The organism is Akkermansia biwaensis (assembly GCF_026072915.1).
GTDB lineage: Bacteria > Verrucomicrobiota > Verrucomicrobiia > Verrucomicrobiales > Akkermansiaceae > Akkermansia > Akkermansia biwaensis.
Genome location: NZ_AP025943.1, coordinates 667,577 through 688,961 on the forward strand (window position 1 = coordinate 667,577; position 21,385 = coordinate 688,961).

Genomic DNA, 21,385 nt, shown 5'->3' on the forward strand with positions numbered 1-21,385 from the left:
CCATACGCAGGACGTTACTATTTTGTTATCTCCATGAAAAATGAACATACGCACGGGAATCAATAGCCCAAAGCCTCACGGATGCGGGCGGCAAACGTCTGCGCCTTTTCTGCAAAGCCCAGTTCCGGATTCTGGTACATGATACCGCGGGACACGTTGATCAGGGGAGGCGCCGCATGGCCGGAACCGCTCAGGCTGGAAAGATCGCCTCCCTGGGCGCCCAGTCCGGGAATCAACAGAGGAGCGTCCGGGATGCGCGCCAAAATGTCGGAATCGGCATTGGTCAGCCCCACCACCATGCCTACGGACGTTTTGCGGTGTTCCTGCATGGACCGCCGCACCATGTCTCCCACCAGCTCATACACCTTGCGGCCGTCCGACAGCTCCCGGCGTTCGATGTCGGAAGAACCGGGATTGGACGTAACCGTCAGCAAATAAACGCCCTTGCCTTCATACTCCAGAAAAGGTTCCAAAGTATCATACCCCATGAAGGGGCTCAACGTAACAGCATCCACACCCAGGCGTTCAAAATAGGCCTGTGCATAATACTTCTGGGTCTCTCCGATGTCGCCGCGCTTGACGTCCAGCACCACGGGAACGTCATCCGGCATATCAGGCAGCAATTCTTCCAGCATTTCCAGACCGCGCAGTCCCATGGCCTCGAAATAGGCGATATTCGGCTTGAACGCGGCCGCATAAGGAGCGGTTTCCTCCACCACTTTCCGCAGCAGGACCGGAACGGCCTGCAAATCATCCATAACAGGGCGCGGATCCAGGCCCACGCACAACGCGGAACCGGTCTTTTCAATGCGGGCGGCGAGTTTATCCGTAAAAGAAATGCTCATGGGCGAATTAAATCACGGCAACCACAGGCAGGCAAGCCCCAACGGAACTCCTGCCAAACGCAGAAGAACGGCAGATACGGCTTTTCCAGGCCGTTCTCCCATGCTATGTTCCGGCCATATGCCGCACACTGACGTTCCCGCCGGACAGCCAACCCTCTCCTGCCTGGAAAAGCCTCTGCCCTTGGACGGATTCCGGGGAACCCCGGAAGAAATAGAACAGCAATGGTACGACCAGGTCTATCTGGGTTCCGGAGACAGAATCAAGCAGCTTACCTGGAGAGCCGTCATCGTCGGAATGCTTCTGGGCTCCATCCTCTCCCTCACCAATCTGTACGCCAACCTCAAGATGGGCTGGTCCTTCGGCGTAGCCCTGACGGCGGGCATCATTTCATTTGCTCTCTGGAACGCCTTTGTCCGCCTGGGAATTTCCAAATCTCCCATGACCATTCTGGAAAACACCTGCATGCAGTCCGCCGCCAGCTCCGCAGGTTACTCCACGGGCGGCACGCTTACATCGGCCGTAGCCGCCCTTCTCCTGCTCACCGGACAGCACATGCCCCTGGGAGTCACTTTTGCCTGGATATTCTTTATCGCCATATTGGGCGTCACGATGGCCATTCCAATGAAACGCCAGATGATCAACATCGAGCAAATCAAATTCCCGGACAGCATCGCCACGGCGGAAACGCTCAAAGTTCTCTATTCGGAAGGGAAAAAGGCGGCCGGACAGGCCAAGGCCCTGCTTTACTCCGCGCTGTTCGCCTCCGCCAATGCCATCGCCATGGCCCTGGGCGGGGAAAAATGGCTGGGAACCGTCCAACAGCATATCCTGGGAAACTGGTACCAGAGAACCATTTTCTTCAAATGGGACCTCATGTTTGTGGGGGCAGGCGCACTGGTGGGCATGAAAACCTCCCTCAGCCTTTTCATTGGGGGCACCGTCTGCTGGGCTCTGTACGTTCCCTGGCTTTCCAGCCAGGGCCTTCTTGCCGCTGGAGCCGGCTACCGCGACAGCGTTGGATGGACGCTGTGGGGAGGCACCGCATGCATGGTCGTAGCCAGCATCGTGGCCTTCCTCTTCCAATGGAAAAGCATTGCACGCTCCTTCTCTTCCCTGGGAGCCATGTTCTCCATGAACAAAAAGCGCCATCTGACGGATGTGGAAAAAATAGAAACGCCCATGAGCTGGTTCCTGGCCGGGCAGATCATCTCCCTCATCGCGCTCAGCTACCTGGCCTACACTACCTTTGACGTTCCCTACTGGATGAGCTGTTTCGCCGTTTTCATCTCCTTCTTTCTGGCGCTTGTCGTATGCCGGATTACAGGGGAAGCCAACATCACACCCACCGGAGCCATGGGAAAAGTCACTCAGTTGATCTTCGGAGGAATTGCGCCCGGCCACGTTACGGCTAACCTTATGGCGGCCAATATTACTTCCGGAGCCTCCAGCTCTTCGGCCGACCTGCTCGTGGACCTCAAGGTAGGATATCTGCTGGGAGCCAACCCCCGCAAGCAATTCATTGCTCAATTCTCCGGCATCTTTCTGGGAACGCTCGTCTCCGTGCTGGCGTTCCGCTCCCTGGTGCCGGACGTGGATGCCCTCCAGGCTTTCAATGCACCGGGGGCCAGGACATGGGCGGCAACGGCGGAAGCCCTCGGCATGGGATTCAGCCATCTGCACAGCATCAAGGTTCTCTCCATCATTGCAGGCGGCATTCTCGGTCTGGTTCTTGTGCTTGTTCCCCGCTACTTTCCCGCTGTGGGGAAATGGCTGCCTACCCCCATCGGCTTCGGCCTTGCGTGGGCCATTCAATGGAACGACTCGTTCCTCTTCTTTGCCGGGGCCGTCCTCGGCTGGGCGGCAGACCATCTCTTCCGGTCCAAATCCAGGGAATATAAAATCCCCACCGCTTCCGGCATCATTGCCGGGGCGGCCCTGACAGGCATGGCCATCCTGATGTTCAGCATCTACCAGTCCGCGCGCTGATACATCCTTCCAGCCCCATGCATCGGATTCCGGGAAAAACATTTCCCGGAACCTGAATCAAACAAACCTTAAACCGGCATTCAATTCTCGTTCTTCTTCAGAATCATTTCTCCCTGGGAATCCGCTCCGGACGCGCCGCTCACCTCCGCTTTCAGCGTATAGGAATCCAGATTGGTGCGGTACTTCTTCAAAACAAGCGTATAGGAATTCCTGTTATTCTCCACGCCGGTCCACCCTTCGTGAACATCTGCGGCCACTTCCCAGTCGCCTTCGTACAATTTGACGGAATGAATCTTCAAGGCACTGGAGCCTCCCTTCCACTGGAACGTGGCTGTGTAAGTGCCCGGAGCATCCACCCGGTCCGTTACATCAAACTGCAACGGGGAACCCTGTTTCAAATCCCAGGCGAGTCCCGATGAATGCTTCTCGTCCCGACACAGCGAGTCGAGCACTTTCTGCCGAGCTTTCATCACCCGGTTGGCTACCGCCAGAACATCTCCGAACGGAACAACCGGATACACCTTGCCATTGCCGGCGAATGACAATTCCTCCCGAACTGTTTTATCCAAAAAAGAGGCATCCGCGGCAGCACGGTCCTTCTTCCCGGTCAGCACTTCCAACTGGGACTCAAAAAAATTCTTCCACCGGGGCAGATAAAAATCGGCCACCAATCCGGCCCACTGCCTGTTCGAGTAATCGTTCAGTGCCCTGGGCGCCTGGTCGATCCACGTTGTCAGCAGCATCTTGGCGGAACGATCCATCAGGGCTTTCTCCTGGCGGGTTTCCCCCCAATTCAGCGCCTTTTCTTGCCAAGTCCCCAGCAGGAACTGCCTGTCCGTCGCCAGAACCGCATCCATATCCGTGATCAGGGACAGAAAAACCTGTACCTGTTTTTTGTAGCCGGTAACATCCCTCGCATCAAAAGCGGCCCGAACCCGCTGAAGCTGGTAAAAGGCGGCATCGGCAAGCACTTGGCGGACCAGGTCCACCAGATCATAGCGGAACGTCTCTTCTTTCACCAGCGACGGCTGTTCATTGGCTGCCTTCAAATAATCGCGCGCCGCGCTGACGATATCCCCCAGACGATAATATCTTTCCCCGCTGGACCAGGTGGAAGCCTTGCGGACATTCCAGGCCGGACGGGCGCAGACAATGGACTCCGTGCATCCCTCCTGGGAACGGACGGGACTGTAAATGGAGGAAGAGAGGACTCCCAAGGCATGGACAACTGATTCCGGAGCCTTGCCGTAGCGCTGAAGAGCATATTGCCGGAGCCATTCCTTGACGGGGATATCCTCCAGGGTCCACAGGCGGTCGCAAAACAGGGCATAATGAAGAGGATTTGTTTCAAGACCTTCGGACAAAACTCCCATGCCCGTCAATCCCTTGTCCATGTGTGCGGATAAATCGCTTCCCAACCGCGACAACAGGGGAATGCCTCCGTACATTCCCGTATTGCCGCCGAAATTGGACAACTCGCACCAGACCCAGGGAATGCCGTCAAAGGTCCTTAAATTCTTTCCTCCGTCGGCCATATCCTTGGTCAACTGCAAAACCAGCGCATGCTTCGGATCCATGCCATTCAACAATTCGCGGGAAGGATTACCTCCCCATGCCTGAATCACCCACGTAGAACCGGGAGAAGCCTTCTGCATGGCCTTCTGGACGGCCTCCGCCGCCTGTGTCACATTGATATTCCCCTTGCTCCCCCCTTCGTGAAACAGATCGCCGCCGAACATTTTTCCGGAAATACCGTACACCTTGCGAAGGGAACGATACCAATCCTCCGCCAGCTTGGGAAATGCCTCGCACGTCGGGTCGACAATCCAGGGACGCTTGAAATTGACCCATTCCCCCTGCGGAATTAACTTCAATCCTTTCATTCGGACATTCTCCGCAAAATCTGCGGGAACAAACCCCACATACCCCTGGAGGACGGGAGTCATGCCCAGTTGCTCCATGCGGGACACGATCCGTTTCCCCAACTGTGCCATCCTATCGATCTGGCGCTGGGAGAGCGGACCGCCGTGTCCCTCCAGATTACCCATGTTCCACCAGGCGGCAAACGCCGGATTGGGAATAAAGCGGATGGCCTTGTCCCTGGGATATCCCAGGCCGATCAAAAAATCTTCCCAGGTCTTCTCCAATCCGGCCGTCACCAGGGCATGGGTGAAACCGTTCAAAGCCAGAAAATCAATTTCCTGCTGCCACCTCTTCCAGTCCCAGAAAGCCGTCGTGTAAGACAAGGTGCAATAATTGTAGGCAAAAACAGTCTTCCAGGGAGACTCAATCGTAACAGGTCTTGCAGGAGCCGGCAATGGGGAAGGCAGGGCAAGCCGGTTGCCGTTCCACGACAAATGAACCTTGGCAATATTTTTCAAATACCAACCATAGCCGGCTATCAGGTGCCGCACGTCGGAAGCCTCCACCCGAATGGAGCCTGGGATCCCAGAAATCGTGATCCTGTTTTGTAAGGCGGGATTGAGCTTGAATGACACAGCACCTTTGGCGGAGGGAGTCACACGCTCCACCACTCCTTCCGCCGCCTCTACCGGAGAAACATCCGCCGGAACCGCCAAAACTACAGGAGCGGCAGTCAATCCTAAAACGGAACAAACGGAAGCATAGCGTGAAATCATGGCAATGATTATACATTCAGTACCCTGCCCCGTCTTTCAAAAACAATCCCCGCCATGAGGAAAATCCCGACATCTTTTACTTTATCTTGTTTTCCAGTGGTCCTTAAGTTCCGTGGTTCTTTTCAAGTGTTCGTTACAATTTTTTAGTGGACATATTGGCCGTAATGGTGCCGACATCAAACTCTCTTTGTCCCTTAAGTTTCCGGAGCCCCCTCTGTCCCTTAAGTTTACCGTGTCCCTTAGGTCCATTGAGTCCATTAATATCTTAATGGCATGTTTAAATGGGTTGTTTTCAAGAAAAAGAACAAGCCCCTGGAGTTGTTTAAACTCCAGGGGCTTGATGGTAAAAAATCCCGGCGGCGACCTACTCTTGCGGGACCTATCGTCCGACTACCATTGGCGCGGCAGCGTTTCACTTCCGGGTTCGGAACGGGACCGGGTGGGACCACTGCGCTCTGGCCACCGGGCTTCAGGGGGGAGCTTCTCTGTTGGGAGGGGCTTCATCCTGCCTGCCCGGCGCCCTTGTTAGGGGTGCTTTTTTGGGGGGGATTTTTTTAGTGTTTGTTGTGTGGCAAGGAGATTTTCTTCCTGTTTAAGGTGAATGTGTTATTGGGAAGGGGGTCAGCGTAAACTGACATCTGCGTGGCTGGTGGTGTTATTTCATGCATATGGTGAATAGGACATTTGGTAAGTTGTATTCACGATTGGGAGTGTGATGTAATATGATGAAGTCTATCGGTGATTAGTATCGCTTGGCTCAATACATTGCTGCACTTACACCTGCGACCTATCGACGTGGTGGTCTTCCACGAACCTATAGGGAAAACTCATCTTGGGATGGGCTTGGCGCTTAGATGCTTTCAGCGCTTATCCCTTCCGCACTTAGCTACTCGGCCATGCACTTGACAGTACAACCGATGCACCAGTGGTGCGTCAGACCCGGTCCTCTCGTACTAAGGTCTGAACCCCTCAATTTTCCAACGCCCACAGAGGATAGAGGACCGAACTGTCTCGCGACGTTCTGAACCCAGCTCGCGTGCCGCTTTAACCGGCGAACAGCCGGACCCTTGGGACCTTCTCCAGCCCCAGGATGCGACGAGCCGACATCGAGGTGCCAAACCACGCCGTCGATATGAACTCTTGGGCGTGATCAGCCTGTTATCCCTAAGGTACCTTTTATCCGTTGAGCGACGGCAATTCCACTTTCTACCGCCGGATCACTTGGGCCTGCTTTCGCATCTGCTCGACTTGTTGGTCTCACAGTTAGGCGGGCTTATGCCCATGCACTCGACACCCGGTTGCCAACCGGGCTGAGCCCACCTTCGCGCTCCTCCGTTACTCTTTGGGAGGATACCGCCCCAGTAAAACTGACCGGCTGACACGGTCCTCTGGCCGGATTCACGGCTCAGGGTTAGATCCTCCAGTTTCAAAGGGTGGTGTCTCATTGATGACTCGGATGCCCCCTAAAGGGCATCTTCAGCGTCTCCCACTTACTCTGAGCATTAAAACCGAAGAAACAATGACAGCTTACAGTTAAGGTCTATAGGGTCTTTCCGTCCTTCTGCGGGTAGGCGGCATCTTCACCGCCACTACAATTTCACTGAGCGCCTGGTTGAGACAGTGCCCAACTCGTTTCACGATTCGTGCAGGTCGGAACTTACCCGACAAGGAATTTCGCTACCTTAGGACCGTTATAGTTACGGCCGACATTCACCGGGACTTGGGTTCAGAGCTTCGCCTTGCGGCTAACCCCTTGCCTTAATCTTTCGGCATTGGTCACGTGTCACACCCTATACTTCGACTTGCGTCTTTGCAGAGTGCTGTGTTTTTGATAAACAGTCGGTTGGGCCATTTCTCTGCGGCCTGCATCGCTGCAGGCACCCCTTCTTCCGAAGTTACGGGGCTAATTTGCCGAGTTCCTTAACCAGGTTTCACTCTTACGCCTTGGTATATTCTACCCACCCACCTGTGTCGGTTTGCGGTACGGGTCGCTTAGCATACGCTGGGGCTTTTCTTGGCACTCGATTTGATGATGCGCTGGGTCCGTGGACCCAGCTCGGAATTCAATAACCTGGTCATCTCTTCTCATGCGTCCCCCCAGTTTAAGGGTCGCGAGCTCAGGATTATTAACCTGATATCCATCGCCTACGCCTCTCGGCCTCGGCTTAGGTCCCGGCTAACCCAGGGACGAAACACGTTGCCCTGGAAACCTCGGGTTTACGGCGGCCGGGGATTTCACCCGGCTTTACGTTACTCATGTCTGCATACTCACTTGCATGCGCTCCAGGGTCAGTCGCCATCACCCTTCAATGCGCATGCAACGCTCTTCTACCACTCTGCCTTGCGGCAAAGTCCAGAGCTTCGGTATAACGCTTGATCGCCAATCATTTTCGGCGCAGGATCACTCGATGAGTAAGCTATTACGCATTTTTTAAATGGTGGCTGCTTCTAAGCCAACATCCTCACTGTCTGTGTAATCCCACATCCTTTCCACTCAGCGTTATTTAGGCACCTTAGCTGCTGGTCTGGGTTGTTTCCCTCTCGACAATGAAGCTTATCCCCCACTGTCTCACTGCCACGTTCCATTGCACGGTATTCGGAGTTTGATAAGGTTTGGTAAGCGGGTGTGCCCCCTAGCCTTGTCAGTGCTCTACCCCCGCGCATCAGCACGTGACGCTGCACCTAAATGCATTTCGAAGAGAACCAGCTATCACGGGGTTTGATTAGCCTTTCACTCCTACCCTCAGCTCATCAGAGAACTTTTCAACGTTCACCTGTTCGGTCCTCCACATGGTTTTACCCATGCTTCAACCTGGCCAAGGGTAGGTCACCTCCGCTTCGGGTCCAGTACCTGCGACTTAATGCGCCCTATTCGGACTTGCTTTCGCTGCGACTCCGGGCCGGAAGCCCTTAGTCTTGCCACAAACACTGACTCGCAGACTCATTAAACAAAAGGCACGCCATCGCAGATTGCTCTGCTCTGACACTTTGTAGACATACGGTTTCAGGTTCTATTTCACTCCGCTCACAGCGGTTCTTTTCACCTTTCCCTCGCGGTACTTGTTCACTATCGGTCGCCAACTAGTATTTAGCCTTGCGCGGTGGTCCGCGCTGATTCATACATCGTTCCACGTGTGATGTATTACTCAGGATACCACTAATTCCCACTCTGGATTTCGTCTACAGGGCTTTCACCTTCTATGGCCAGCCTTTCCAGACTGTTCTACTATCCACTATGGTCGAATATGTCGTGGTCCTACAACCCCGAAGGAGTACCTTCGGTTTGGGCTCCATCCGCTTTCGCTCGCCACTACTTACGGAATCGATTTCTCTTTCTTTTCCTCCGCTTACTGAGATGTTTCACTTCAGCGGGTATTGCGTTTCATACCCTATGTATTCAGGTATGAACGACCAGGTATTACCCCAGTCAGGTTACCCCATTCGGACACCCCCGGATCATCGCTTGCTTGCAGCTTCCCGAGGTTTTTCGCAGCTTGCCGCGTCCTTCTTCGCCTGTTGGCACCAAGGCATTCACCGTACGCCCTTACTTACTTCATCATATTGCAAAAGTTTTTTACCACTCCTACAATACCACAAAGCCCTTTCGTGACTTACTGTATTGTCTTTTTATCTTGGTATGCATGTTTTTGTGTTGTTGTAGTTGTTGTTATTCAACTACCCACTTGTTGGAAAGCGATTGCTTCTCAGCAATCGTTTTCTTTGCCACGCAGATGTCAATTTTCGTCTTCCTTCCAATAAGCAATTTCTTGGTGGGCCTGACAGGACTTGAACCTGTGACCCCGCGCTTATCAAGCGCGTGCTCTAACCAACTGAGCTACAGGCCCGGCTTGGGTCTCTTGCAGTTGATAGGGAATAGGTAACAGTTAATAGTTAACAAGTAATGGTTAATAGTTAACAGTTCTTTTCCTCTTTCAACCCGCTTACCGAAACTGGTGGAGGCACGGGGACTCGAACCCCGGACATCCAGCTTGCAAAGCTGGCGCTCTACCAACTGAGCTATACCCCCAGTTGCGGTTCTTTCTGAAAAAAAGGCCGTGACGCACGTCGTACCGGCTCCGCTCAAAGGCGAGCCTGCTTTACACATCTTGTTGTAGTTCGTTGCGCTCCCTCGCGAGATACGCTTTCTCATCCCTCGGGACGAGAGCCGACCTATGCAGTCAATGCTGCACTTACTCCATAGAAAGGAGGTGATCCAGCCGCAGGTTCCCCTACGGCTACCTTGTTACGACTTCATCCCAGTTACCAGTCTCACCTTAGGACCCTGCCTCCTTGCGGTTGGCTTCAGATACTTCGGGTGCGACCGGCTTCCATGATGTGACGGGCGGTGTGTACAAGACCCGGGAACGTATTCACGGCGCCGTAGCTGATGCGCCATTACTAGCGATTCCGGCTTCGTGTAGGCGGGTTGCAGCCTACAGTCCGAACTGGGCCCAGTTTTCAGGATTTCCTCCGCCTCGCGGCTTCGGCCCCCTCTGTACTGGGCATTGTAGTACGTGTGCAGCCCTGGGCATAAGGGCCATACTGACCTGACGTCGTCCCCACCTTCCTCCCAGTTGATCTGGGCAGTCTCGCCAGAGTCCCCGACATTACTCGATGGTAACTGGCAACAGGGGTTGCGCTCGTTGCTGGACTTAACCAAACATCTCACGACACGAGCTGACGACGGCCATGCAGCACCTGTGTAACGCCTCCGAAGAGTCGCATGCTTTCACATGTTGTTCATTACATGTCAAGCCCAGGTAAGGTTCTTCGCGTTGCATCGAATTAAGCCACATACTCCACCGCTTGTGCGGGTCCCCGTCAATTTCTTTGAGTTTTAATCTTGCGACCGTACTCCCCAGGCGGCACGCTTAACGCGTTAGCTCCGGCACGCAGGGGGTCGATTCCCCGCACACCAAGCGTGCACCGTTTACTGCCAGGACTACAGGGGTATCTAATCCCTTTCGCTCCCCTGGCCTTCGTGCCTCAGCGTCAGTTAATGTCCAGGAACCCGCCTTCGCCACGAGTGTTCCTCTCGATATCTACGCATTTCACTGCTACACCGAGAATTCCGGTTCCCCCTCCATTACTCTAGTCTCGCAGTATCATGTGCAATCCAGGGGTTGAGCCCCTGCCTTTCACACACGACTTACGAAACAGCCTACGCACGCTTTACGCCCAGTGATTCCGAACAACGCTTGAGACCTCTGTATTACCGCGGCTGCTGGCACAGAGTTAGCCGTCTCTTCCTCTTGTGGTACTATCTTTTTAATTTGCTCCCACATGACAGGGGTTTACAATCCGAAGACCTTCATTCCCCCACGCGGCGTCGCACCATCAGGGTTGCCCCCATTGTGAATGATTCTCGACTGCTGCCACCCGTAGGTGTCTGGACCGTGTCTCAGTTCCAGTGTGGCCGGACATCCTCTCAGACCGGCTACCCGTCATCGCCTTGGTGAGCCGTTACCTCACCAACTAACTAATAGGCCGCGAGCCCATCTCCTAGCGCATTGCTGCTTTGATCTTTCAATCGTATGCGGTATTAATCCCGGTTTCCCAGGGCTATCCCCCACTAAGAGGCAGGTTACTCACGTGTTACTCACCCGTGCGCCACTAGAGAATTATTAGCAAGCTAGCAATTCTCCCGTTCGACTTGCATGTCTTATCCACGCCGCCAGCGTTCGTTCTGAGCCAGAATCAAACTCTCCATCAAATATAATTTTTGAAATTGCTGGACCAAATGGAATCTCTCGATTTCATTTGCGCCATGCTTCGCAAGCTCTTCACTCGGGTTTGTCTCCCTCATGCCTCTTCGCTTATACCAGCACGGCGCGCGTCACGACCTTTTTTCCTTCCCTTGCTTCTACCAACCCTACCCTCTCAGAGCTAGGTCGCTCCTTCAAGCCGGTACTCCTCCGGGCGATTCTCATCGCTCAAAGGACGGCCCTGCGTAGGGTTCGGTAGTCATTCCCTTGAAAATCTTCTTATCGGCGCTCTCTATCTAAAAAAGCTTCCTGCAGACGGCCGGCTTCCCTTCCCATCGATCCCCTCTCCGGGTCCCTCAGGGCCGTTGGCCTTTCGTGCTGCCGCCGTGTTGGCGTGCCGAGAAGTCTACCAAAACATACTTATTTGTCAATATCGTTTGGCTATTTTTCGACAGATTTTTTCTACAATTTTAAAACTCATTGATTATAGGCATTTTAAAAAATCGTATTTTTCCACAAAAAAGCCCCCTTTCACAAGGAAAGGGGGCAGAATATTTCGGCAGGCTTAAGCTTCCTTCTGTTTTTTCTTCATGGCGGCATATTGATGGACCAGCGGCAATTCGTGGAATGCTTTCAGGGCATCCTCTTTTGCCTGTACGTAGTCTTTTTTCTCCATGGCCATTTCCATCATGACTTGATAACAAGCGGCATTGTAGCCGCCATCGCCGCGAGTATTGGCATCCCGCATGATTTGCAAGGCACGCCGGGAGGCATCATAACTGTTTTCCTGCATTTCATCCGAACTTCTATAGACTTTCAACATGTAGGAGGCCAGGGCGTCTTCCTGGGGAAAGCGCGAAAGCATCTTGTCCAGAATATCAACCGCCTTACGGTAATCCTTTTCCTTGACTGCCTGTCCGGCACGCATTTCAGCTACTGTGGAAGAGAAGGAGGGATTGTCGGAAAAACGCTCTGCATTTTCTTCCAGCAATTTGATGTAATCCTCATATTTTTTCTGTTTGCGGAGCTCAAAGGACTTTTTGTACACACCCTCAAGCTCCTGGTCGTATGCCTGGCGTTTGGCAAGCTCTTCAGTCAGTTTATCTTTGTCAAGCGTATCCCTGGCCGCCAAGTCCGCTACCCAGGAAGGCATTCTCTTGATTTCTCCAGCCCATACAACCACACCGTCACGAATGGCGGCAGACGACGGAAAGTATTGAAGTTTAAGAGAGTTAAAAAGGTCCATTACAGAGTCATCGGAAGGAACCCCAACAGGATAGGGAGACCACATGCCGGGACGTTCCAGGCACTCCTTCACTTGTTCTTTGTTCAAAGGCCTCACCGACAGTACCAGTACTTTGACATTAGGGTGATCCAAAAGCCCGTATTTCTTCAAGACAATGTCCAGCGTATTGGCGGGAATATCCCCTACCAGCTTTCCATCCTTCGAAAAGGCTCGCCAGAAGTCAATAAAAACAGTTTTCCCGGCAGGAAGCCCCGCCAGGCCCGGATGACTGAACCAGGTTTGCTTTTTCAAGAGAGGCGTATAAAAGGAATCTTCCTGAACCGCTTCTATTTCCTGCATCTTACGGGGCGGTTGCGGCCTGATCCCCTCCGTCGCACGGTCCAGCAAGGACTGGAGCGTTTCCTTATCTCCCGTCTGTTCCTGCAACTTTGCCCATGCTTTTCCCAAAGATGAAAGCGTAATGGCTTTTTCCATATACTCCAGAGCCTCCTTTCTCTTGCCCTGCTTTTCCCGTAATTCCGCCATCATGCGCCACGGAAGAGATGCCTCCTTGTTTCCCTTTTTCGAGATTTCAATGCAGCGGCGCAAGCACCGTTCTACCAGCGCGGCATCCAGTTTATCAGACGGCATGGTGTCTGCTTGCAGCAAGCTACCGGCCACATTGATCTGCACACGGTAATTATCTGAATATTCTTCCGTCAGGTCATTCAGGACCAATTGTGCTTCATCATATTTTCCCTGTTGCAGCAGAACATTGAAAGGTATGGTTTTCAAATAAATCAGCCTGTCCTGTGAAAATTGATTCGATTCCTGAATCTGCTTTAAAAGGGGAGCAGCTCCCTGTCTGCCATTTTTTTGGACAAGCTGGTTGACCATCTGCCTCGTCTGCAGGAAAATCTTGTTTTCCTTGTCTCTCGCATCCGCTGTTTCGACCGGCAGGGAGGCCACTGAGAAGTCCGGCTTCAACATAGCCGTCAGCATTTCTTCCGAAAGCTTTAAGGGATGTCCCCGCCAGATGAGTTTTCCGTTTTTAATGGCAAAAACATGTGGAATTCCATTTACTTCCAGAGGATCCAGCCATTTTGCCTTGGTGCGCTTTCCATCCACGTCCACGGCCATGGTATAAGTGAGGGGAGTCGGCCTGTTTTTCAGAAATTCCTTCAGGTTTTCCGGAGATTTGCGATCCATCACGTTTACCCCGATGATCTGCAGGTTTGGATTTTCCTTGAGTACCTGGTGCAGATGTTCCATATGAGGCATGGCAGCAAGACAGGGACCGCACCAGGTTGCCCAGAATTCAAAAATATACACTTTGTCCTTTTCCCATTTTTTCACGGGATCACCTTGGAGCCACACCTCCGGAATTCCATCCAGAAACATTTCAGGCAAAGCTTCCCCCGCGGCGGCAGTTTTATCTTCTTTTTTTTCAGAAGAGCCAGCCATTGAAGGCATACCCGCAGTCATCGCAAAAACTGCGGAACAGCCCAAAACAAGCAGATTAAAATTCAACATGGTAAAACCATACTCCCGGAACCAGCCGCGTCAAGATTATAGAAGAGGATTTCCAGTCGGATGGCAAAACAAGATTCATTTCTCCCCGCGGCAGGAAAATTCATGCGGCGCCGGAGTACTGGAGAAGAGAAAAAATGCTAAGTATGAGCTTTTTCCCCTGAGGGCAGAAAATGTCAATTCCCCGCATCCACATTTTTTTGAATTTCATTGGTTTTAAGAAAAAAAATTTACCTTTTAGGATAATCAAAGACAATATTATTTTCCAAAAGAGAAAACACATTAGAAAGGTCTTGCCAGATTTTTCTGAATGCGAAAAATGCGCGCATGGATGATATGAAGTCCAGCATCAGGAAGTTTCTGACCCTCACAAAAATGACTAGGGATGAATTCGCCGATCTTTGCGGCGTAAGCAAAAGTCAGGTTGACAAGTGGCTATCCACCGTACCCATCCCTGCTGCACGACAACGCCTCATTGCCAGAATCATGAAGGAAGAGTACGCCAAACACGCTCGTGCAGCTCAGATCAAAAATCCAAACAGCATCCATGTTCCGGTAACTCCACAGCGATATGAAAAGTTCAGATCGGAAGCGGAAAGACATGGATTAACCGTCCCGGAATGGGCCAGTGAAGCTTTGGACGCACTTTCCAACATCAAGTGCAAAAGGTAGGAAGCCGGCCCGGACGCTCAACCCAATCATATGGAAAGGAAGAATGGAGAGCTGAATATTCAGTGCCCAACCTGCACGCAATTACCAAATCCCCAGTAATTTCATGTCAGACGACGAAATACGCGCCACAGTCAGAGAATGGCTTCAATGCCAGCATTGTAAGTCCTATCAACTGGCCGGGAAAATAGGAATCCGCCCTCAGACGTTTTACGCCCAGATGAGCGTACGCAAAATATCCGATAATACCAAAAGAGCGCTCGCCCGGATTATTCCAGCGCTGATGTCTGAGCCCGATTTGCGCCTGCCGTCTTTTCCGGATAGAAACGACCCCGAACGCCTCAAAGTCAAGGAGTGGCTCAAAGCTCATGGTAAAACGCGGCAGTGGCTGGCGAAACAATGCCGGGTTTCCGTTCGGACCGTGCATACCTGGTTTTCAGCCCGCGGAAGAATTCCAGCCACGCAGTCCCTGTTTATTGAGAAGCTGATGCAGGAAAATGTTTCACGACCTATGCCCCCGCATGCGTTTTCCGTCAATTTTTCCGAGGCGGAGATGTCCATCATCCATAAATTCCAGAAACTTCATCCCAGCATAGACTTGAACACGTACGGCATGTACAAGATTCTGGAATTGTGTATCCACACGCTTTTACAGGACGAACACAGCCGCCCCGAATTCGTGCCGGCCTCTCCCAGCATTCCGGGAAATTGCCCTCAAACGGCTGAAAGACCTTTTCCTGCAGGGAGACAGAACGCGGGCATGCTCCATAAAAGGCAAACCCCGCAAGCTTGCGGCTTACGAGGTTCATAATGGCACGTCCAACTGGATTCGAACCAGTGACCCACTGCTTAGAAGGCAGTTGCTCTATCCAACTGAGCTATGGACGCATGGCGTGGAAGGAGAGTAGCAAAGATGCTCTCGGCTTGGCAAGCCCGTATCTGTAAAAAACGGCGTTCCGGCTACCGTTCAGGCATTATCCGGAAAAGACATGCCCGCAAGTTCCTGTCCGAATTTTCCCACCAGAGGTTCCTGATGGGAGAACATCCGCTCTCTTTCCTCTGGCTCCGTGTCGATGTAACCGTGCAGATGCAACAGGCCATGCACCATGTACCGGAAGAGTTCCCGGCAAACGGGTTCGTTGTATTCCACCGCCTGGCGAACGGCGGTATCATAGCTGACGACGATTTCCCCCAATCCGTCTCCATGAGGGAAGGTGATAACGTCCGTTTCAGAGGGATCATCCAGAAAACGGGCATGCACATCCCGGATGGAGTCATCATCCACGATACTTATTTCCACTTCCTCCAGACCGGAGAGGACGGGAACAGGGCCTTCGGGCAAGGCCAGTACGGCAGGCAGGCAGTTATTCACGGCCAAAGACAGGGATCCCATGACGGCAGACGGAATGCGCCCTTCCTCCAAATGGCTGTAAAGTTCAAGATGCGGTTTCATCCTTTTCCTCTCCCTCCGGATTTTCTTCTTCCGGTTTTCCTGCATTTTTCCCGCCGGAAGCGTCATCCGGCAGTTCCATAATGCCGGGAGAGGATTTGCCGTCCTGCGCCTTTCCTTCCTGCTTCCCGCTATTTTCCTGCTCGGACGCTTCCGCGTTTTTTTCTATTTTTGCTTCCGGACTGTGGGCTGGGGAAGGATACGCAATGCGGTTGTGATGGATGCTTTTCAGCGTTTGAATAAAACTGTTCCGGATTTTCTTGAGGTCTCCAAAGGTGAGTCCGCTGTCATCCAAATGACCGTCCACCACTCTTTGCTTGAGCAATTCATCCACCTTTTTCTGCATTTCCTCGCAGGAAACCCTGCCCATGGAACGCGTAGCGCTTTCCACAATGTCCGCCAGGCTGACGATGCCCGTCTCCTTGCTCTGCGGATTCGGCCCCTTGTAGCGGAAGTTGGATTCCACCACTTCCGGAACATCATCCGGGGAAGCCAGACCGCTTTCCACCCTGCTCAGGATTTCATCACGGTATTGAAGGGCTTTCCGGTAGAAGAAGTATGCCAGGGATGTGCCGTGGTGCTGTTCGATGGCATCCACCAGAGGCCGCGGCAGGTTGTTGGCCCTGGCCATTTCCACGCCGTCGCTGACATGGTCAATGATGATGCGGGCGCTCATGCTGGGCGTGAGTTCATCATGGGGATTGGGGCCGTCCATGATGTTTTCAATGAAATAAAGGGGATTCTGCACCTTGCCGATGTCATGGTAGTAGGCCGCCACCCGGCATTCGATGGGATTGGCGCCGATGGCCTCGGCCGCAGCTTCCGCAAGCTGGGCAACCATCAGGCAATGGTGGAAGGTTCCCGGCGCCTCCATTTGCAGACGCTTCATGAGGGGACGGTTCATGTCCGCCATTTCCAGCCAGGAGATGGGAGTGATGATTTTAAAGACGCCCTCGATGATGGGAAGTACCCCGCTGATCAGTACGCTGGTGAGCATGCTGATGCCGAAGGATACCGCTACGCATAGCAGCACTCCCACCAGGTCGGAGTCCCACGCCTGGAGATTGACGACTCCCATGATGCAGCTCAGCACCATGATGAGCAGCCCCACGAAGAATCCCGCCCGCAACAATTGGGCACGATTTCTGAGGTTGTGCGTAAGAAGCACCGTGAGCATGCCGGACAGGGAGCTCAAAATCCAGAACTGGACCTGCTTTTCCGGCATGTATTGCTCAGGAAGCACGAAGAAGCCGCCGAGCATGCAGATGCAGATGGTGGCAAACATCCCCAGCAGCGGCCCCAGAAGCACCGTCACGATCAGAGGAGCCATCATGTAAGGCAGGTAGAGAAGCTCGTTGCCGATATCCGACGTAATGTCCGCCGTCACGTGGCGAATAAGGCCGAAGAAGAGCAATTGCACCAGAACAGTGCCCCAGGTAACTACAAAGGTTTTGTTTTTTTTGCGCTGGGAACCGGCGCAGAGCCAGTACATCGGCATCAGCGCCAGTGTCACGGAGAAGAGCAGGAAGGCCTCGGAGACATGATGCCATACGGACTTGCCCCAGTGCGGGCTGTAACTGCCCATCCATTGCAGGATGATGAAAACCAGGATGCACAAGGCAACGGAAACCACAGGATTGGAATCCAGGCGGTCGCCCGGGGTATGCTGAACTCCGACAACCGTTTCCGGTCCCTTGCCTTCTTCCGCCGCGGCGTGTTTTTTCAAAAGATGAAACATGATTGATTATTTGGGGTACACTTCCGAGATTTCCGGAATGGTACCCAGTTTGGCCATCTCCTCTTCAATGAGGGGATTGACACCCGTATGCACCATTTCCATGGAAACGCGCAAGGCATTGCGGATGGCTACGGGGGAGGAACTGCCGTGCGCGATGATGGTGACGCCCTTCACTCCCAGCAGGGGGCTGCCGCCTACGGCATCCGCAGAGAGGCGCGTCTTCATGGCCCGGAACGCACCGGACGCACAGGCCGCTCCCATCATCCGGAGGGGATTCGCCTGGAGTTCCATTTTAAGCCATTTGCCAAATGCCTTGGCCGTGGCTTCACAGGTTTTCAGCAGAACATTGCCGGTAAATCCGTCCGTCAGCACTACGTCTATTTCGTGCTCAAAGAGATCGTGGCCTTCCACATTGCCCACAAATTCAAAGGGGAGCACGCCGCGCTCCTCCAGATGCTTCAGCAATGCAAAAGTGCCTTTGGTGAAATCCGTTCCTTTTTCGTCCTCGGACCCGTTGCTCATGATACCCACTTTCGGCACGGGCTTGCCATAAACGGTGCGTGCCAGAATGCCGGCCATAACGGCATATCCCACCAGATGCCGGGGCTTGGCATCCGGGTTGGCGCCGGTGTCCGTCACATTGCAGACTCCGAATTCATTGGGAAGCTGCGTCACGATTCCGGCGCGTTCCACTCCGTTGAGCAGGCGGAGCTTAATGGTGGCGGCCGCTACGGCCGCTCCCGTGTTGCCGGCACTGACAACAGCGTCCGCATCCCCTGATTTGACAAGATCCACGGAGACGGACATGGAAGAGTTTTTCTTCTGCCGGACGGCCATCAGACCGGATTCATTCATTTCCACTACTTCCGCCGCGGGCACGATCTCCACACGCGGGCCGGACAGGCCCCAGCGATCGCAGGAATTGCGCACCACATCCTCCCTGCCTACGAGATAAATTTTTTCAATGAGGGGGAAGTCCTGCAGGGTCCGTTTCGCCCCGTCCATGTTAATATCGGGCGCATTGTCGCCGCCCATCACATCCAGTGCAATCTTCATACGTATTTGTTGAAGAAATATGTTAGCAGAAAAACACTCCGCTTCAAGCAAGTTCAGCCGCTTTGCGAAGCAAAAGCGGCCGAGGGTTCAAAATTATTACGCCGCGGTACGGCGGAAAATTTTTCAAAGTTGTTCAGGATCGCAGGCTCAGACTTCCGCCTTCACCACGATTTCCTTGCCGGAGCGGGTCGTGTAGGTGCCGCAACTCGGGCAAGCGGTATGACCGGGGATGCTGCTGCCGCAATTCTGGCATTTGCGAAGCTTCGGAGCACGCCATGCCTGGGCGGCAAGGCGGGTACGCTGCTTCATCTTGGACGTTCTGCGTTTTGGTGCTGCCATAATTTTAGTTGGTAAAAAGGTGATTAATGCTGGTCCCCCAGTTCATCGAGGGCGTCCCACACGCCGCTGTTTTCAATCGGGGCAGGACTGTTTACACCCGTTTGCCCCTGTTTGTCCACTCCAAAATACGGAGTTTTCGCCATACAGTCGTTTTCCATGCCGCCGTCCGCACATTTCGGGTATGCGGGAAAGTCCAGCACGATTTCTTCCCTCATGGCATCAGACACATCCACAACCGTTTGATTGTCAATTTCAAAAGAAGACGCAAAATCCTCCACTTCCACCACGTAGTCAAAGCGGCCCAGGCAGCGGACACAACGGAATTTGAAGGGAGCGGAAATTTTTCCTCTCACGAACAGTTCATTTTCAAACCTCTGAACCTGCAAGTCAAAGGCAAGCGGCCCGATGGACGTGACTTCTTCATCATCTATGCCGAAGATTTCCGAATCCAGCTCCCCGCTGTATTTTTTCCCCGCTTCCGGCAAATTCTCAAGCTCTACCAGCAATCTTTTCATAAATGCATCTTACAGGCTGATTCCGCGCCTGACAAGCAGACAGGGCGGCACCCGCATCCGCAGAAGCAGGAATGACACGCGCGCCGGCAGCCGGAAGAACGGAAAGCCGCTGCGGCCTAGCCGGGAGGCCATTCCAGCTTCCTCCCGGCCAGGATGTGCATGTGCAGATGCGGGACGGCCTCTCCGGCATCGGGGCCGTTATTGATAACGAGACGAAAGCCGGATTCATCAATACCCAGGCTGCGGGCAATTTTGCCTGCGGCCAGCATCATGTGGCCCAAGAGGGCGGCATCCCCTTCATCGGCCAGGGACAGACGCGGAATGGGCTTGCGGGGAACGAGCAGCAGATGCGTGGGAGCCTGTGGACCGATGTCCCGGAAGCAGACGCACTGATCGTCCTGATAGACAATGTCCGCAGGAATTTCCCCGGCACAAATTTTTTCAAACAGCGTGGAAGACATGGCATCAAAAAGAAGTCGTCAGGTTGTTTATCATTTTGCAGGGAACTTGAACAGATTATTCCCTGGCGGCGGAGGCCCGGCGCAGGCGGTCCATGATGGCACGGCCCAGCCCCGCTTCCGGAACGGGTTCCGCCACAATGACATCAATGGCCCCGTTTTCATCCATCTGCCTCATGAGGGCAAACAGGCGTACGGCGGCTTCCGCCAGACGGCCGCTGCCGGGGCTCATGGCCACCACCTCCGCCCAGTTTCCCTCCTGGGCCAGATCGGACGTTCCCTCATAGGAAAGCAGGCCGTAGCGCACGCCCTCCACAGGCGTGAACTCCATGCCGGGCTCCAGCAAAATCATGGGCTTGCGCGGCGCGTAATGACTGGCGAGCTGGCCGGGGGCATCCGCAGGGGCGGCTTCCGACACGGGACAGGAAGAGGGCTTGCGGCGAATGACCTTCACCATGTTCCTGAACTGTTCCCTGGTGACGGGACCTTCTCGGAGCAATTCCAGGGCAGGCTTTCCCTTGTCGTCCACTATGGGCCGCACGATAGTACTTTCCAGCCCTTCGGAACAGGCCCCGGCATCCAGGATCATTTCAATGCTGCCGCCCAGCTCCTTTTCCACCGCGGAGGCGGAAGTAGGGCTGATGTGGCCAAACCTGTTGGCGCTGGGCGCCGCTACAGGCCTTCCCAAAGCCTTGGCCACTCCGCGCATCGCCGGATGAGCGCTTACCCGCACGGCTACCGTAGGCAGTCCGCTGGTGACGATGTCCGGAATGATGTCAGCCTTCGGCAAAACCATGGTCAAAGGCCCCGGCCAGAATTTGGATGCCAGGGTGTGCACCAGTTCCCAAAGCTCTTCGGGAATATTCGTGTATTTCTCAATTTCTTTCCCATGATGCACATGAATGATGAGCGGGTCGAAAGAAGGGCGCCCCTTGACTTCAAAAATTTTAGCCACCGCATCGGGATTCAGGGCATCCGCCCCCAGGCCGTAAACGGTTTCCGTGGGAATCCCCACCAGAGCACCCGCCGCCAGCGCTTCAGCCGCGCGGACATACAGCTTGCGGTTGTCTGACAGGGGATCCACCTCGAATATGTCGGTTTGCATGACCCTATCCTTGCCTGAAGGATGCTCCTGCGTCAAGCCAGACATCATCCCCTGCCCTTCCTACGGACCGGAAAAGGGCATACGGCTAAAAAGTTGTTTTCTCAAGCGGGCGGATTGGTTACAC

At 53.7% G+C, this 21,385-nt stretch carries 13 protein-coding genes, 3 tRNA genes and 3 rRNA genes; 3 read left to right on the forward strand and 16 right to left on the reverse strand.

Annotation, left to right across the window (positions count from 1 at the left end; all coding sequences use genetic code 11):
• Positions 1-59 precede the first annotated feature (59 nt).
• Positions 60-845 carry an orotidine-5'-phosphate decarboxylase gene (gene pyrF, locus OQH67_RS02625; RefSeq protein ID WP_215437471.1) on the reverse strand — a complete coding sequence of 262 codons (786 nt, stop codon included), beginning with the start codon at positions 843-845 and terminating at the stop codon, positions 60-62.
• Between the two features lie 118 nt (positions 846-963).
• On the opposite strand from pyrF, the gene OQH67_RS02630 reads away from it, so the two are divergent.
• Positions 964-2,832, forward strand: coding sequence for an OPT family oligopeptide transporter (locus tag OQH67_RS02630; RefSeq protein ID WP_215437474.1), 1,869 nt, complete (start codon positions 964-966; stop codon positions 2,830-2,832).
• An 80-nt stretch (positions 2,833-2,912) separates the two neighbouring features.
• Here the strand turns inward: OQH67_RS02630 and OQH67_RS02635 are convergent, their stop codons facing one another.
• The 7 genes from OQH67_RS02635 to OQH67_RS02665 form a co-directional block, all read right to left on the reverse strand.
• A complete protein-coding gene (locus OQH67_RS02635; RefSeq protein WP_215437477.1) occupies positions 2,913-5,471 on the reverse strand; it encodes an alpha-N-acetylglucosaminidase in 2,559 nt (852 codons plus the stop codon).
• Positions 5,472-5,822: 351 nt separating this feature from the next.
• Positions 5,823-5,938 (reverse strand): 5S ribosomal RNA (gene rrf, locus OQH67_RS02640).
• A gap of 255 nt (positions 5,939-6,193) precedes the next feature.
• A 23S ribosomal RNA gene (locus OQH67_RS02645) occupies positions 6,194-9,029 on the reverse strand.
• Between the two features lie 210 nt (positions 9,030-9,239).
• A tRNA-Ile gene (locus OQH67_RS02650) sits at positions 9,240-9,316 on the reverse strand.
• 106 nt (positions 9,317-9,422) lie between these two features.
• A tRNA-Ala gene (locus OQH67_RS02655) sits at positions 9,423-9,498 on the reverse strand.
• Positions 9,499-9,672: 174 nt separating this feature from the next.
• Positions 9,673-11,184, reverse strand: a 16S ribosomal RNA gene (locus OQH67_RS02660).
• Together the 16S, 23S and 5S rRNA genes with 2 tRNA genes alongside form the textbook arrangement of a ribosomal RNA operon.
• Before the next feature lie 557 nt (positions 11,185-11,741).
• The gene (locus OQH67_RS02665) at positions 11,742-13,934 is read right to left on the reverse strand and encodes a redoxin domain-containing protein (RefSeq protein WP_215436953.1); all 2,193 of its coding nucleotides are present in this window, start codon (positions 13,932-13,934) and stop codon (positions 11,742-11,744) included.
• Positions 13,935-14,258: 324 nt separating this feature from the next.
• On the opposite strand from OQH67_RS02665, the gene OQH67_RS02670 reads away from it, so the two are divergent.
• Together OQH67_RS02670 and OQH67_RS02675 are read left to right on the forward strand one after the other, a co-directional pair.
• Positions 14,259-14,603: a helix-turn-helix domain-containing protein gene (locus OQH67_RS02670; RefSeq protein ID WP_215436955.1), complete on the forward strand. Its 345-nt coding sequence runs from the start codon at positions 14,259-14,261 to the stop codon at positions 14,601-14,603.
• Between the two features lie 103 nt (positions 14,604-14,706).
• A complete protein-coding gene (locus OQH67_RS02675) occupies positions 14,707-15,411 on the forward strand; it encodes a helix-turn-helix domain-containing protein (RefSeq protein ID WP_215436957.1) in 705 nt (234 codons plus the stop codon).
• On the opposite strand, the gene OQH67_RS02680 is transcribed toward OQH67_RS02675, so the two are convergent.
• The 8 genes from OQH67_RS02680 to OQH67_RS02715 all read right to left on the reverse strand — a co-directional run bounded on the left by OQH67_RS02680 (position 15,412) and on the right by OQH67_RS02715 (position 21,261).
• A tRNA-Arg gene (locus OQH67_RS02680) sits at positions 15,412-15,488 on the reverse strand.
• A 79-nt stretch (positions 15,489-15,567) separates the two neighbouring features.
• The gene (ybeY, locus tag OQH67_RS02685; protein WP_215436963.1) at positions 15,568-16,053 is read right to left on the reverse strand and encodes an rRNA maturation RNase YbeY; all 486 of its coding nucleotides are present in this window, start codon (positions 16,051-16,053) and stop codon (positions 15,568-15,570) included.
• Positions 16,037-17,788 carry an HD family phosphohydrolase gene (locus OQH67_RS02690; protein ID WP_215436966.1) on the reverse strand — a complete coding sequence of 584 codons (1,752 nt, stop codon included), beginning with the start codon at positions 17,786-17,788 and terminating at the stop codon, positions 16,037-16,039. Before OQH67_RS02690 ends, ybeY begins: the two co-directional genes overlap by 17 nt.
• A gap of 6 nt (positions 17,789-17,794) precedes the next feature.
• Positions 17,795-18,844 (reverse strand): phosphate acyltransferase PlsX, encoded by a 1,050-nt coding sequence (plsX, locus tag OQH67_RS02695; RefSeq protein ID WP_215436969.1) that lies wholly within the window; start codon positions 18,842-18,844, stop codon positions 17,795-17,797.
• A gap of 147 nt (positions 18,845-18,991) precedes the next feature.
• Entirely contained in the window at positions 18,992-19,183 is a 192-nt protein-coding gene (gene rpmF, locus OQH67_RS02700) for a 50S ribosomal protein L32 (protein ID WP_215436972.1), read from the reverse strand.
• Between the two features lie 23 nt (positions 19,184-19,206).
• Positions 19,207-19,698 carry a YceD family protein gene (locus tag OQH67_RS02705; protein ID WP_215436975.1) on the reverse strand — a complete coding sequence of 164 codons (492 nt, stop codon included), beginning with the start codon at positions 19,696-19,698 and terminating at the stop codon, positions 19,207-19,209.
• Positions 19,699-19,814: 116 nt separating this feature from the next.
• Positions 19,815-20,159: a histidine triad nucleotide-binding protein gene (locus OQH67_RS02710; RefSeq protein WP_215436977.1), complete on the reverse strand. Its 345-nt coding sequence runs from the start codon at positions 20,157-20,159 to the stop codon at positions 19,815-19,817.
• A 55-nt stretch (positions 20,160-20,214) separates the two neighbouring features.
• Positions 20,215-21,261 carry an L-threonylcarbamoyladenylate synthase gene (locus tag OQH67_RS02715; RefSeq protein ID WP_215436979.1) on the reverse strand — a complete coding sequence of 349 codons (1,047 nt, stop codon included), beginning with the start codon at positions 21,259-21,261 and terminating at the stop codon, positions 20,215-20,217.
• Positions 21,262-21,385 lie beyond the last annotated feature (124 nt).